The sequence below is a fragment of the Clostridium saccharoperbutylacetonicum N1-4(HMT) genome (assembly GCF_000340885.1).
In the GTDB taxonomy this organism is placed as follows: Bacteria; Bacillota; Clostridia; order Clostridiales; family Clostridiaceae; genus Clostridium; species Clostridium saccharoperbutylacetonicum.
Genome location: NC_020291.1, coordinates 3,548,345 through 3,562,850 on the forward strand (window position 1 = coordinate 3,548,345; position 14,506 = coordinate 3,562,850).

6 protein-coding genes and 2 pseudogenes are annotated in these 14,506 nt (G+C 30.4%); 1 reads left to right on the forward strand and 7 read right to left on the reverse strand.

All coding sequences use genetic code 11. From position 1 onward, the window contains the following. Window positions 1–28: 28 nt before the first annotated feature. Together CSPA_RS15875 and CSPA_RS15880 are read right to left on the reverse strand one after the other, a co-directional pair. Window positions 29–2,572: a glycosylhydrolase-like jelly roll fold domain-containing protein gene (locus tag CSPA_RS15875; protein WP_015393346.1), complete on the reverse strand. Its 2,544-nt coding sequence runs from the start codon at window positions 2,570–2,572 to the stop codon at window positions 29–31. A 75-nt stretch (window positions 2,573–2,647) separates the two neighbouring features. Beyond that, the gene (locus CSPA_RS15880; protein WP_015393347.1) at window positions 2,648–3,937 is read right to left on the reverse strand and encodes a PTS sugar transporter subunit IIC; all 1,290 of its coding nucleotides are present in this window, start codon (window positions 3,935–3,937) and stop codon (window positions 2,648–2,650) included. Between the two features lie 231 nt (window positions 3,938–4,168). On the opposite strand from CSPA_RS15880, the gene CSPA_RS15885 reads away from it, so the two are divergent. Continuing rightward, window positions 4,169–5,167, forward strand: a complete 999-nt coding sequence (locus tag CSPA_RS15885; RefSeq protein ID WP_015393348.1) for an AraC family transcriptional regulator — start codon at window positions 4,169–4,171, stop codon at window positions 5,165–5,167. A 221-nt stretch (window positions 5,168–5,388) separates the two neighbouring features. Here CSPA_RS15885 and CSPA_RS30595 read toward each other — a convergent pair. From CSPA_RS30595 to CSPA_RS15910, 5 genes and pseudogenes are all read right to left on the reverse strand, one after another. Further along, window positions 5,389–5,625, reverse strand: a pseudogene (locus CSPA_RS30595) (hypothetical protein); the annotation flags it as partial. A 274-nt stretch (window positions 5,626–5,899) separates the two neighbouring features. Next, a pseudogene (locus tag CSPA_RS29195) lies at window positions 5,900–6,870 on the reverse strand (transposase); the annotation flags it as partial. A 280-nt stretch (window positions 6,871–7,150) separates the two neighbouring features. Beyond that, complete coding sequence (locus tag CSPA_RS15900; RefSeq protein WP_015393352.1) at window positions 7,151–10,186, reverse strand: starch-binding protein; 3,036 nt, start codon at window positions 10,184–10,186, stop codon at window positions 7,151–7,153. Between the two features lie 1,350 nt (window positions 10,187–11,536). Then, complete coding sequence (locus CSPA_RS15905) at window positions 11,537–12,370, reverse strand: alpha/beta hydrolase (protein ID WP_015393353.1); 834 nt, start codon at window positions 12,368–12,370, stop codon at window positions 11,537–11,539. Between the two features lie 453 nt (window positions 12,371–12,823). Then, entirely contained in the window at window positions 12,824–14,443 is a 1,620-nt protein-coding gene (locus CSPA_RS15910; protein WP_015393354.1) for a glycoside hydrolase family 43 protein, read from the reverse strand. Between the last annotated feature and the right edge of the window lie 63 nt (window positions 14,444–14,506).

Here is a 14,506-nt window from a genome sequence, read left to right on the forward strand (position 1 = left end):
TTCCTATTTTCTTCAACCTAATCTATCTCTAATAGACTATTTTAATAGTATCTAACAATCCGGATGGTTGAATCTCTTCAGTTGAAGAAAAACAATCTACTATTTGCTTATCCAAAGTATTTGTTACATCAATACATATGGTATTTTTACCTGATTTTAACAAATTTGATATATAAAATTTATATGGGGGACAAATTCTAGTATCAACATATTTCCCATTTACAATTAAATCTGCTACTTCATATACTCTTCCAAGATCAATCATTGCAATATCTATGTCTTGTTCAAATTCAACATCTGTTTCATATCGAAAAGTTCCCGAAAAATTTGGTAAATACTTAGAAAGAGATAGGTTTTCTAATTTTTCTAAAGTAAAAACTTCAGTAAACTTTGGATATTCCAAAGCGTTAGCTATACTAACTTTATACTTTGAGTTCACAACTTTAATTTTTGTTCCAGTTACTATTTCTTTGCTGACAATTGAAAAATCCACATCTCCTAAAATATAAATAAATGATTCATAAGGTGATAAAATAACTTTAATACTGCCGTTATAATCAACTTTAGTGATTTTATTATTTAAAATATCATATTTGTATACTGGTTTATCAGTTTTAAATTTAATACTTGCTTCAATAGTATTAATTGGATCTTCATTGAAAAACATCATATATTCAGACTCTTCTTTAGCAAAAGAAGAATATCTTAAATAAGGTTCATTTTTTTTACATTTAATAGTGTATAAATTATTTGAGTTCATATAAGTTGCTAAATCCATTAATGGTACAATATCTACATGATGCAAATTCTTAAGCAAAACCTTATCACTGCTATTAAATACACCGCTTGGTAAGCCATCAATAAATACAATTTTTAATTTTGAGTTTTTTGCTTTTACAATAAATTGAAGCAATTCCTCGCTTATATACTCACAGTATGGAATAATTAAACATTTATATTCATTATTATTGATATAAAGATAGTCCTCTATAGTTGTTTTAAAGTAATCTTTAAAAACGAATACATCATTTGGTATAATATCAAAGTCAATCTGATTTTGAGTTAAAACTCTAGTAGGTTTTTGTGTTAGCATAAACTTGCCTGTCCATTCAGCCTCAGCATGATATAATACTGCAGCTGTTGGTTTTGTGTGACCACCATTAAGTAAAGTACACGTTTTATTTAAATATTCCATAAGTTTGCCAAAATATCTAAACTGAGGATTATTTCCATGACCATAAAAGTGTGGTGGACAGTCAATATCCGGAAAACTTTTTCCTGAAAAAGCATGTGGTACAAAGTGATTTACACCACGAATTAGGAAATGATCTACTATCCATTTCATCATTTTTATGCCCTCGTGCCATCCATAGGCTCCAAAAACTTCTGCTACAGTCCTTCCGTTTTTCTTCGGATCTATATGTCCTAAAGAAGATCCCAGCTTTGCTAAAGCATAATGAAAAAATTCGTTCTCCCACTCACCTGTAAGAGCTGGATGCATACCATTGTCTAAACCTGGTATAATCTGATTTAAGACAACATCTATACCTGCCATATCTTGCCCAGCCATAGCTCTAAATAAGTGTCCTGGGCCAACACCTAATCTAGCGTTACTATCTCTGTCTTCAATAACATGACCTATATATTCAACATTATGACCCCTACACCAATTTCCCAAATTATCGCTAAAACATTCTTTATATAATTGAGTGCATATATCCATAAATACATATCTTACTTCTGAACTATAGGATTCTTCATACCATAAGGAAGATAATTTTAAATCATAATCGTTTCCTAATCTTGACTTTAATCTTTCTTTCACTTCATTACTCCAAGGTAATGGCATAACTTTGCCAATTGCACTATCACCTTTGTTACCTTTTTCATTCATAAATCCTGGTTCGTCCGAAAAAAAACCTGCAATGGTTTTACCAAATTCACTTTTATATCTTTCATAATGAGGCTCGTATACTGCTTCGATCAATATATCGCAAGATTCCTTATCTACCATATTTATGTAATCAGAGTTATATTTAACTTTTTGTGATTCATAAATCATATATATTTTCCAAACACCTGCTGGAATATCAAAATATATAATCTCTTCCTCCATAGATTCCTTTAGATTAATGAATTTATCTCCTTGTTTTGCATATACTGATATTATTTTAGCAGTTGGATCTAATAAATTTTTAGTATTAACACCAATACTCTTTTTGGGTCCAAGTACTTCTACAACACGATGAGTTAATAACGTTTTTAGTCTTTCAGGATACTTTTTTTTCACTAAACCATTTGCATACCCCGTTGGAAAATGTGCATCATCTAATATCCATATTTTCATATTTAGTCTTTTTGCTTCACGAATTATTATATCTAAATCATTCCACCATCTTTTTCCCATAAAGTCTGGGTGAGGTCTTGATTCTATACATACAGCTTTAATATTCGAATCGTGAATCTTTTGCATATAATTTACCAATACTTCTTCTGATTCTCCATGTAGCCAGAAAAAAGGTAATGTATAATTTTCAAAATTTCCATTGTAAATATTACTTATCTCTTTCATATTTCACCACTTTCTTTTTATTAAATATATTATTTTCTACAACATAATTTTATCCCTTGCTTTTACACATAAAATTTATTTTTCAGCTGCTTTTTCTTCTTCAAAGGCTCTTTTATCAATTATCTTAAAGAATGGATAATAAATTGCTAATGATATAAATATAGAGACCACTTGATAAAGTGCCAATCTCCATCCCCCATTAAAAAGTCCTGTTATTACTAATGGTGTTCCTATAGGTGCTCCAATACCATTTGATATTGGCAAAATGCCCATTACAGTCAACACATAAGCCAAAGCTATCAGCAACACTGGAGTAAATAAAAATGGTATAAATAGAACTGGATTTAGCATACATGGTAACCCAAATACTACTGGTTCATTTATATTAAATAGAGAAGGAATAAGTACCATTTTTCCTAAAGCTTTATATTGTTTTGACTTTGAGAAATAAGTTAACAAAATTACTAATCCAATAGTTGCACCAGCACCTCCACAAGTGGCTACTGCACCAATCCAATTAAATGTTATAATATGAGGTAAGTTTGAATTGGCGACACCATTTGAAACTGCTGCCATATTTTCAGCATCCGCTGCCATCCAAAGTGGTGCAACCACCATTATAATAGCCATGCCATGAACTCCGAAAAACCAGCACAATCCAATTAATACGTAAACTAACAATGCAGCCCAGACACTTCCCCCTATTCCTTGTAAAGGAAGTTGTATTAAACCATAAATTACTTGATGTAAATTTTTAAATGAAGTAAACTGAACGACATAAGCAATTAATGCAAAAACACTTACTATTAAAACACCAGGAATTATACTAACAAAAGCTTTTGATACAAATTCAGGTACTCCTTCTGGTAATTTAATTACTAAATTTTTATCTAAAATAAAGACATATATTTTTGATGCTAAAATAGCAATAATTATTGCAGTAAATAATCCAGTTGAGCCTAACCAAGTTAATGGTAAGTTAGTAACTGTTGAATATCCTTCGCCGGTAATCAGCATTGGAGTGACAATGAAAAATGACATCAAACTGATTAATCCTGCTGCAAATCCATCTTTTTCTTGACGCGTTGTGTATGTATTTGCAATAGAAAATGCTGCATATAACGCTAGCATATTATTAGTCACATTGATTATTGTATTAAGCAAATCTGCTAAATGTGATGAAGTAAGAAACTGCTGATATACATTAATCGGTAATCCTTTTAAAAGTGATGCAAAAGCACCTACCATCATTATTGGCATCATTGCCATCATACCTGTTGAAATAGATTGTATAATGTTGTTTGCTTGCAATTTGTTAGCTAAAGGAATAATGTATTTTTCTAAAGTACTCATGAATTGATTCATAATAATCCTCCTTATGTAATCTTAAGTTTAAATCTTTTAAAATTTGGCCCAATTTTTTTGTTCATTAAAACTTAATTTTTCTACATCTTTATTTTATTATACGTTTTCAAAATTATAAATGACATTTTTGTGTGTGATTACTAACATTTATTCACATACAAAGATATATTTTTGTGATAAACTCATTTATGAAGATTTACTGTAAATAAAAATTGAATTGGAGGCATTTTTATGAACAAAGAAGAATTAGATATTTACCTTAGAAGTTATATTGGACATGAATACTCTGATCTTAAAGAAATAGTAAGATATTATAATTTTCAATCTATTGATGATGCAATTACTAACATTCATAATATACAAAAAAGGAATTATCCAATTAAAGAAATAGATTCCCTAGATACATATTTTCCAAAGGAATTTCTTTTTAAGAAACATGGACGATTTACTGCTTTTGCTCCTCACAAGCATAACTGGATTGAGTTGGCTTATATTTATTCGGGTGAGATTTCTGAAATTATTAATGGCTCTTCAATTACTCTAAAAACTGGAGATTTGATTATCTTGGATAGAAATGTAATTCATTCAACCGATATAGCAGGATTTAATGATATAATGCTTAGCTTCATATTAAATATAGATTATTTTAACAATTCATTTTTTAGCCAATTAATGTCAAGCAATGTTATTACAAATTTTTTACTTCATTCACTTTATGAAATGCATAAATATAATACTTATTTACTTTTTCAGACAAAAGACAATGAAGATATACATAACATAATTTGTAAGTTAGCAACAGAATTTATTTCGCCTAATATAGGATCTGATGTAATAAAAGACAATTATATCAAAATTTTATTTACGGAATTATTGAGAATATATGACTCTGAAAATAATAAGGAAAATGATATAAATAAAAATACACAGATTTCGTTTGATATTTTGAACTATATAAAAGCTAATTATAATACAATTAATTTATCTTCTGCTGCAAAATATTTTAATTTTAATACTAATTATTTTAGTTCTTTTGTAAAAAAGATAACAGGACTTAACTTTAAAGACTTAATTTTAAATGAAAAACTTGAAAAGTCCTCTTATCTTTTGAGAAATACAGATATGTCAATTGAATCAATATGTCAAGAAGTTAATATTAGTAATATTAATTTCTTTTATAAGAAATTTAAAGAGCGCTATAATGTGACACCTAATAAATATAGAAAATAGGCAATATTATCTTACCATATTTTTCTGTAATATAAATGGTTGATTTTATTTTTATGAAAACCACGTTACACTACCTACTTCCATACTAAGATATTTATAATTAACTTACAATAACTACTATTTACTTATGTGCTATATATAGCAATACTATTGATAACTGATATTAAAAGACACTTATCAATGCTATAAGTGTCCTAATTGATACTTTATTATTTTTTCAATTAGAGAATTACTGTTGCAGTTACCTTTATTGTTATAGTTTTTGCAAGTGGAACATCACCAACACTCACTTTAATATTATTAGATGTTTAACTTGGATCAACACTTCCTTGAATAGTTGCTACTCCACTAACATTAAAATCAATATGGTTTGGTGTTGGATCATTTATCACTACTGCTTTAGCTTCTTTTATACCAGTATTAGAAACTACGGTATATATAAAATTATCTCTGACCAATGCATCTTTTAACTCAAAAAAACTTTATCCACTAAAAAACGAATCATACTCTTCCTGACTTCTTGCTATGTATATTCCCATCAATTCACTAATATTATTTTTTTTTCATCCTCTCAAATTTATTATTTGCTTCTTTTAATAATATATCATCCTGTATTAATTGTGGCCTTTGATAATTGGTAACTGTTATCTTCTCATTTTTAATGCCTGTGAAAATAATAAAAACACAACATTCAATTTCAAAATTTATTTTAATTTTTTCTGGCAACTTAATATCATATAATTCAGGAATATTTTTAGTATCAAAATTATACTCTCCAAGTAAGTTGATGTGTTCCCAGCCTAATGGAGCTATATTTTTGAGTAAACTTTCATCAAAAGTATAACTTTGTTTTAAATGATCTACAGCTTTTTGTAAATAAGTAGTATTCCAAATGATTATAGCATTAATTAAAATATTTAAAGCACTAGCTCTTTGAAACTGATCCTGTAACTCTCTTTCTCTAAATTCTCTACGTTTGACAAAGAATATAGCTCTTGCAAGAGCATTCATGGCCTCACCTTTATTAAGTCCTCTTTGGATACGTCTTCTAAGGGATTCGATTCATTAGTTATATAATCCAAAATAAAAATTGTTCTTTCTATTCTTCCCATTTCTCTTAAGGCTGTTGCTAAAGCATTTTGCCTTGCATAAGAACCTAACTTTCCCATTATAAGTGAACCAGTAACTTTACCTTCCCTTATGGAATGTGCCAGTCTTAACACATCATCAAAATTTTTTTCAATAATTTTAATGTTTATACGACCATTTAAAATACTTTCTATTTTAGTATAATCACTAGCTTTTCCAATACAATATAATTTAATTTCTGATATATCTCTGATTCTAGGTGCAAACTTAAATCCTAATAAATGACTTAAGCCAAACACTTGGTCAGTATAACCAGCTGTATCTGTATAGTGTTCCTCAATATTTAAATATGTTTCATGATAAAGAAGCCCATCAATTACATGCACCGCATCTCTGGCATTAGTATTTATTACTTTAGTATAAAATGTTGAGAATTGATCACTCACAAATCTATACATTGTCGCACCTTTACCAGTGCCATAATGAGGGTTAGCGTCAGCATGTAAGGAATAAACACCAACTTGGACACGCATGCCATCACTTGATGAAGTGCTTCCATTCCCCCAAAATGCTGATAAAAATAGTTTATGATGATAATTAACTAATGTTGCTTGTATTATTGATGGACAAGCATAAATATTAAGCTTCAGAACATATAGTCCTGAAGCTTAATTACTTTGACCCTGGTTACATAGATGCTGGTATTCTCCTTAATATTGTAAAAATTTAAATTTATAGCTAATTTTTTTATCTTGGCATGGGTTTTGTAAGAAATGTTGGCTGTACCACTTCATTAAGAAAATAGGATATATGACTTGTAATTTAGCATAAATTATTTCCATAGAAAGAGTGGTTATAAAAAACTTTCATGTTTTCATTTATGATTACATTTTCTTAATACACTTTCCAAGTTCCATTATCGTATATCATTTTACTTCCTGTACTTAATTTATACCCTCTTTGCCCTGAGCCTGGTACCTGATTTTTTCCATCAGTGAATATTACATATGCATCTTCCCATCCATCTGGCAATGTATAGCTATATAAATTATTTCCTTCTGATTTCATTTCCACTCCTGGCCATTTCGCTACCTCTTTTACAGGACTTTGAGTGTCATCATAAATATATAATTTTAGTGTTCCCCACCCTTGTGGCTTTCGGCAATATACAGTAGCTGCTTTGGTTTCTCCCTTTTTGGTATAAGTATAACTCTTTATATCACTTTTCTTTCCGTCTGTCACTTTTAATGTAATAGTGATTTTATCATCAACTAGAGCATCTTTTCCTATAGTTATTACATCTCCGTCATTGTAATTCACTTCTATTCCACCATCTATTGAATATGTTGATGATGTACTGTTTTTTGCTCCTAATGTAAGAGATAAAGAATCAGTAAAATCACAGCTTTCTTTTGATATTGAAGCTTGTGGATTATTTTCAATTACGTAATTTTTCCACTCTCCATTATCATAAATCATAGTACTTCCATTTTCTAAACTAAACCCTGTTTGTCCTGATCCAGGAATTTGATTATTCGCATCATTAAATATTACTTTTGCATCACTAAAAGCTTTTGGTAAAGAATAGCTATATAAATCATTTCCTTCTGATTTCATTTCTACTCCTGGCCATTTTGCTACTTCCTTTATAATTCCATCACTTTCGCTATAAATGTATACTTTTGGTGTTCCAAAGTTTCCTGGCTTTTTAAAGTATACATTTGATATAAAATTAGGGTCTTTTTTAGTATATGTGTAAGTTTGTGTTGCACTTCCGTCAGAATTTAAAGCCTTTACTGTAATGGTTGTTACACTTTCATAAGGTAGATCTTTACCTATTGTTATTACATCTCTATTTTTGAATGCTTTTTCAACTTCTCCATTAATACTATAAGTTCCTGTATCTGCTCCACTTACATTTAGGCTTAATTTTAATGTATCTTCATAATATTTCTTTGAACCTGGATGAATACTTACATCTGGAGAATTATCTGCTTTTTCAATTAAAATAACACCGTTTTTATCAGCAGTAAAAACAGCTTTTCCATTTGATACTGTAGTCATTGCTCCAGTATAAGCATCTCTTACTTTAGATCCATCACTAAATATACTTGATACAGTTACATTTGTATCTCCAGATGCTCCTATAGCACATACAACTTTATCTGATACACCGTCTTTATTATACGTCCTTCCAAATGTATATGGATTACTGCTTAAATCTATATTTGTACCAGATCCTACAGCTAAGTGATTAGCTCTAAATTGGCCTAGTTTTTGCCAATGTGTAAGAATAGTTGAAGCTTTACTATTTGAATTATTAAGATCACTCCAATTCATAAATGTACGATATGTTTGATCTGTATAATTACTTGAAAATCTATCCGTCCAACCTAAAGGTCTAGCAGTTTCATCTCCATAAAATATTTGTACTGTTCCTGGTGCAAGCAATAACGATGTTCCTCCATTAATTAAATTATCTCTATTATATAATTTATCGTCATGTGATGATATATAACTTAATACATCAAAATTATCATCATCATTAACTTTGCTTAATGTATCATATTTAGCTTTAATATTTGAAGTACTCACATCCTTAAAGGTAAAGTTAATCATTGAGCTAAATCCACCTTGAGTATAAAATGCATCCTTATTAACTCCATGCCCCCATGATTCTCCTACTGTCCAAAATTCTGCATTAGGATCAAGTACCTTATCTGGATTATTAGATTTGTATTCATCAAAGGCTACTCTTGCTTCTTTATTTAAAGCTGCCCATGAATCAAGGTCAACTTGATTTGCAGTATCGCATCTAAATCCATCTATTCCGTAATTTCTAATATAATCTGTTAACCATTTTATAACATAGTTTCTTGGTGTTCTTTTTAAATTTCTCTTTTCAAAGAATGAATTTAAACTAGCCATTTCTTTATCATATCTACCTTCTTTTTTCCACTTGTTTTCTAATAACGGTGGCAATCCTACTTCTGTTGTACTTTCGGTTTTAATGTCTGGAAGCCCAGCAAGACAGTCTGTCCATCCTGCACCTTCTGAAGCTTTAGGATATCCTGCATATCCAGCAGATGATCTTACAAAATCTGTCCCCCACCATTTAGTGCTCCATTTTGAATCATCTAAATTATAATATTTTTTTGCTTCTACAGCTCCTCCTACAAGGTCTTTTAATGATCCATAATAATATTTTCCCCATCCTGATGCTAATCCTCCAAATCCATATTCGTTTGCATCCTTCATAGTAGTATATCCTACATGATTTAATACAATGTCCATTACTACACGTATTCCTTTTGAATGAGCTGTATCAACAAATGTTTTAAAATCATCAACAGTTCCCATATTAGCATCTATATTACTATAATCTAAAGCCCAATAGCCATGATATGAATAATATGGAAAACCCTTTCCGTTATTTTCTGCATTACCTCCATCATCGTTTCCAGAAGTAAAGCCATGAATTTGTTCATAAGGTGCAGTAATCCAAATTGCATTTACACCTAAGTTTGTAAAATATCCATCGTTAAGTTTTTGAGTTAATCCTTTTAAATCTCCTCCTTGAAAAGCGCCTGGATTATTAGTATAGCCTGCTTGTACATTTCCATTTTGATCTAATCCACGCCCATAAGAATGATCATTACTTGTATCGCCATTATTGAATCTATCTGTTAATTCAAAGTATACGGTAGCATTTTTCCATGCAAACGGTTTCTTTGAATTCGAGCTTTTAGCGCTTGATTCCGAATATTTCACTGACCCATCATTATTAATATTCACTTTTAGAATATTTTGTGTGCTATTGTTAGTTGATTTACCTCCATCACCTGTACTAGCACTAACCATTGTAGTACTAAATAAAGTAGCAAAAAATATAACTGATGCTACAATATTCTGAATTTTTTTTGATTTCATATTACCTCATCCTTTCCCCTAAATCTACATCAATACAATCGTTTGCACAATTAAAAAAACACCTCCTTTACATGATACACACTTAAAAAGTACAATATTTTCATTGAGCCTTTAAGTATAGTTTACCTTTTTTGTCCTTTACTGTCAACATTAACCAAGTTAATTATAATTATCTCTATTGCTCTTAAAAACTATATTTCGTGAGATTCTGCATCCGTTACAATTTCTATATTTACATTTTGATTATTTAAATCTTTTTTAACCTCATCATTTAACTTTAATTTTTTATATATGCTAACTTTTTATAAATTGATTAACTTCGATATTTTAGAAACACTATAAAGCATGTTGGTGCTCCTCATTTTTAACCTTAATTTTAATTCCACTAAAACAATTAAATTCCTCTATCATTATCACATTAAATTTTAAAGTATAGAAGTTCATACAATATAACTCTAAATAAAATATAAAAAAATTACTTATTTAATATAATGATATCTCCAATAGAACCAACCAATAATGCTTCTAGGAATATATCTCCATAAAAGAATATATTTTTAGAACAATATTGGAAACCTCGAGAATAAGCTAAAAATAATCGTTATGGCACTCATGCTAAGCATAAGTAGAAACTTTATAACCCGTTTTTCGTAAGAAATATGATTTTGAAAAAATAATTAATTGAACTTTAAAAAAACAATCTGAATAGAGTACATTTCAATGAGCTTTGCCTTAACGTGATGATATTCCAAAGTTTTTACTCTTTTATTGTCTTAGCGTGGGTTTTGTCGGAAATGTTGGCGATACCCCTATATTTATATGAGTATTAATCTTTATCAATAATTTCATTTGTATGAATACACCTTCCATAAAACATAATGGCGAGATAGTATAAAAGAAAATGACTTTCTTAACTAAGGAAAATATTCATCTAATAGCGATATTAGTTTAACTTTCTCTTTAGTTAACCTCCTGATATAAATTTTTTGTCGTCTTGCAAGTGACACACAATATATTTATATCAGTTTTTTATTTATTACAAAGTCTAAAACTCTTTATTACAGGAATACTTGTAATAAAGAGTTATTAGTTAAAAAATAATTGCCATATTTAATCCTTAGTTTATATAAGAAATAAATTTAATTTTGTTATACTCTTTTCAAAGCTCATTTTAATCAGTACTCAGCTAATTATATTACTTGACATAAATCCTAACTCAAGACATTACATCATTGCACCCTGCTATTATAAAATTTGAATTATCCTTTGTAAATGTCCATTTTTTCCATCAAAGTTATTTTGATTATAAACTTCAACCGTGTAGCCTGCTGGTACTTTTACTGAGGATACCTATTTGTCAAAAATTCCTGCCGCTGAAAGTTGTGCGGTTGTATAATTGCCTGATTTTAAAGAAACAGCAATTCCTCCAAAATCGGTATCCTGATAGAAGGTTGCTTTATCAATAGTAGTACTATCAGAAGAATCACTAGTATATCCTGATCTGTCTAACATTTGGAGGAAACTCCACAAACTTGGTTTCCAAACACTCCAGTCGTGTCCTCTCCCCTGGAAAAGCAAATATGTGTTAGGAATACCTTTAGAATCACAAAATTCATGCACTCCTGTACCGAAATTGATAAGACTATCATTAGTACCATAAGAAATAAATAGTAGTTTCAACTGTTGTTTTGCTGCAGTTCCGCCATCAGGAAATAGCTTGGAATTTGAATGGGTGTTTGGGGCTGCAGAATAGGCACCAACATATGGAAATAGTTTTAGGTTTTGCAAGCCGATATTGAATGATTGTCCACCACCCATTGATAGGCCAGATATCGCTCTGTGAAGACGGCCAGTATAAACGGAATAGTTCTTTTCTACATAAGGTATTAGGCAATTAATCAAATCGTTCGTTACATTTTCATAGCCATCGTATTCTCCTTGCCCATTCGCAGTACAATTAGGCATTACTATTATTGAAGGTTTGATTTTCCCTGCTGCAACGAGATTATCGGCGATTATATTTGCACCTCCTCCGCGAGTAGTCCAGTCATCTTCACTCCCGTTGATACCATGTAATAAATACATTACGCTGTATTTTTTGTTTACTGAATACCATGGTGGTAGGTAAATTTTTGCCCTACGTTGACTGTTTGTTGCTGTGGACTGGTATAATATGAGCCCCACAGAAACTCGTTAGAATTCATAATTACACTCTTTTATTAGTTTGATTTTTCTTGATTATCCCATTTTTTTCATAAAATACTTGATAAACTTAGAAGAAAATTGCAGCTATATTTGATGTTGCTGAAGTCACCATGATAATATACTAGAAACCTCACTATTTGGTATATTGAAACTTTGTTTTACTTCAAATATCTTCGTTTATTACAATATAACTACTTTATTATCACCTGTATATGCGTATATATGCGTATATATAAGTATCTGATTGTGAATTACTTGTGGCATCAACCCTATATTTGAAAATCGACAAAGTACAGTTAATCCTTTACTAAATAAGTTGATTAACTAAAAAAACTTTATACTATTTTGTCTAGGCATTATCGCTTTTATTATAGATATCATATACATTAAAAACTTTTCTAAACTCAAAAGTAATTTTTATAATTAATACTACTATCTACCCTCACCTGTTACATTAGGACTAAACTTAAAGTAATCAAAGTCAGCATATCCACTAGTATCAGAACCAGTCGTATAATTAAAGAGAGCAAACCTATATCCTACAAACCATAATTTATAGAAAAAATCCATTTTTAGATTGCTGCCTAACTGTGTCCATCTATTAGCATCATAGCTGTAATAGAATTTGGCTATTTGTGTATTACAATCAACATCCAACTTTAAGTACACAATATTATTAGTAAGGTTAACAGAAGTTTCTAAGCCATCTACATTATATTGAATAAGTTTTTTAGTTCCATTATCATTTTTTACTGCTATATATCCATATTTACTATGGAAATCAGATAATCCAGCAATCTGTCCAGATTTTATATTGGCTGCATCCAACTTGACCCATCCTGAAGATGTTGGACCTTGTATCCTCTGTGTGAGAGTATTTCTAGCTTCAAGAAGGTTAGAAGCATTGCTGGTCTTAAGCCTTAACCATCCTGGACGTTCAGAAGTAGTCCATTTTGAATTATCAGGATTGTGGTTCCATTGCCATTGAGAAAGTACATAACCCTGAGCAGAAAAATCATCATCTGTACCAGGTGATTTTATTCCATTTCCTGCTACAGGTTTGTTATATGTTGCTGGTACTTTGACATTTACACCTATCATAGGCCAATCATTTACCCATGTAACAGGAGCAAGCTTTGGAACACGTCCAACTGCACCCTTATCTTCAAACAAAATTGCCCAATTATAGCTACCATCCTCAACCACACAAACCTGATGATTTGCACCATCATCTAAAATCACTTTTTGTTCATAAGGACCTGTGAGATTTTTAGACCTCCATGCTTTTTCTATACGTTGATAGGGTCCACTCTCCTTTACAGGTGTTGAAAGTATATAATAATAGCCATTTTTCTTAAATATTCTATTACCATCATGACTACTACCGCCATCAAAAATTTTCTTGCTTATTCCTCCAGCTTTGACAGATTTACAATCTGCATTTAGCTCTGTTACATTACATCCGCCATTAACAAGATACACTCTTCCATCAGTATCAAAGAAAAGGTCTGCATCATGAGCATATCCTATACCTTTAATTTCTGTAAAATCCCAGCCTCCAAAGTCCATTGGAGCATTCCTTGTACATACAAAGGTTTTACCCAAGTCAAGAGAAGAAAAAGTAGCATAAAACTTACCATTATGATACTTTAAACTTGGTGCCCAACACCCATGACTGTATACATTTTTTCCACCTGATAAATTATAGGCATCTGCATGTGCTTGATCAATGCCACTCATACCTACGTCAATACGATCATATGCATATGAACAAATCTCCCAGTTTACAAGATCTTGTGACTTCAGAATAGGGAGACCTGGCATATAATTAATACTAGAACATTCCATATAATAGGTTGACCCTACTTTAATAACACAGTTATCTGGATAATCAGCATACATAACAGGATTTTGATAAGTTCCATTTCCTAGATCTGAGGTATATGCATTGGCCGGTAAAGCTAGTGCTGCTAGTAATATACATGCTAACATCGACATAGAAATTAACTTATTGAAAGAAATTTTTCTTTTGTATAGTCTATTTCTTAACATAATAAAACCTCCTCTTGATTTTTCATCTTTATTTTTGCTCTACTCTTAGCCTTTAAACGTCAG

Bases quoted from the DNA above. Each gene is read 5' to 3' on its own strand.
- CSPA_RS15875 (WP_015393346.1), bottom strand. From the start codon at position 2,572: ATGAAAGAGATAAGTAATATTTACAATGGAAATTTTGAAAATTATACA.
- CSPA_RS15880 (WP_015393347.1), bottom strand. From the start codon at position 3,937: ATGAATCAATTCATGAGTACTTTAGAAAAATACATTATTCCTTTAGCT.
- CSPA_RS15885 (WP_015393348.1), top strand. From the start codon at position 4,169: ATGAACAAAGAAGAATTAGATATTTACCTTAGAAGTTATATTGGACAT.
- CSPA_RS15900 (WP_015393352.1), bottom strand. From the start codon at position 10,186: ATGAAATCAAAAAAAATTCAGAATATTGTAGCATCAGTTATATTTTTT.
- CSPA_RS15910 (WP_015393354.1), bottom strand. From the start codon at position 14,443: ATGTTAAGAAATAGACTATACAAAAGAAAAATTTCTTTCAATAAGTTA.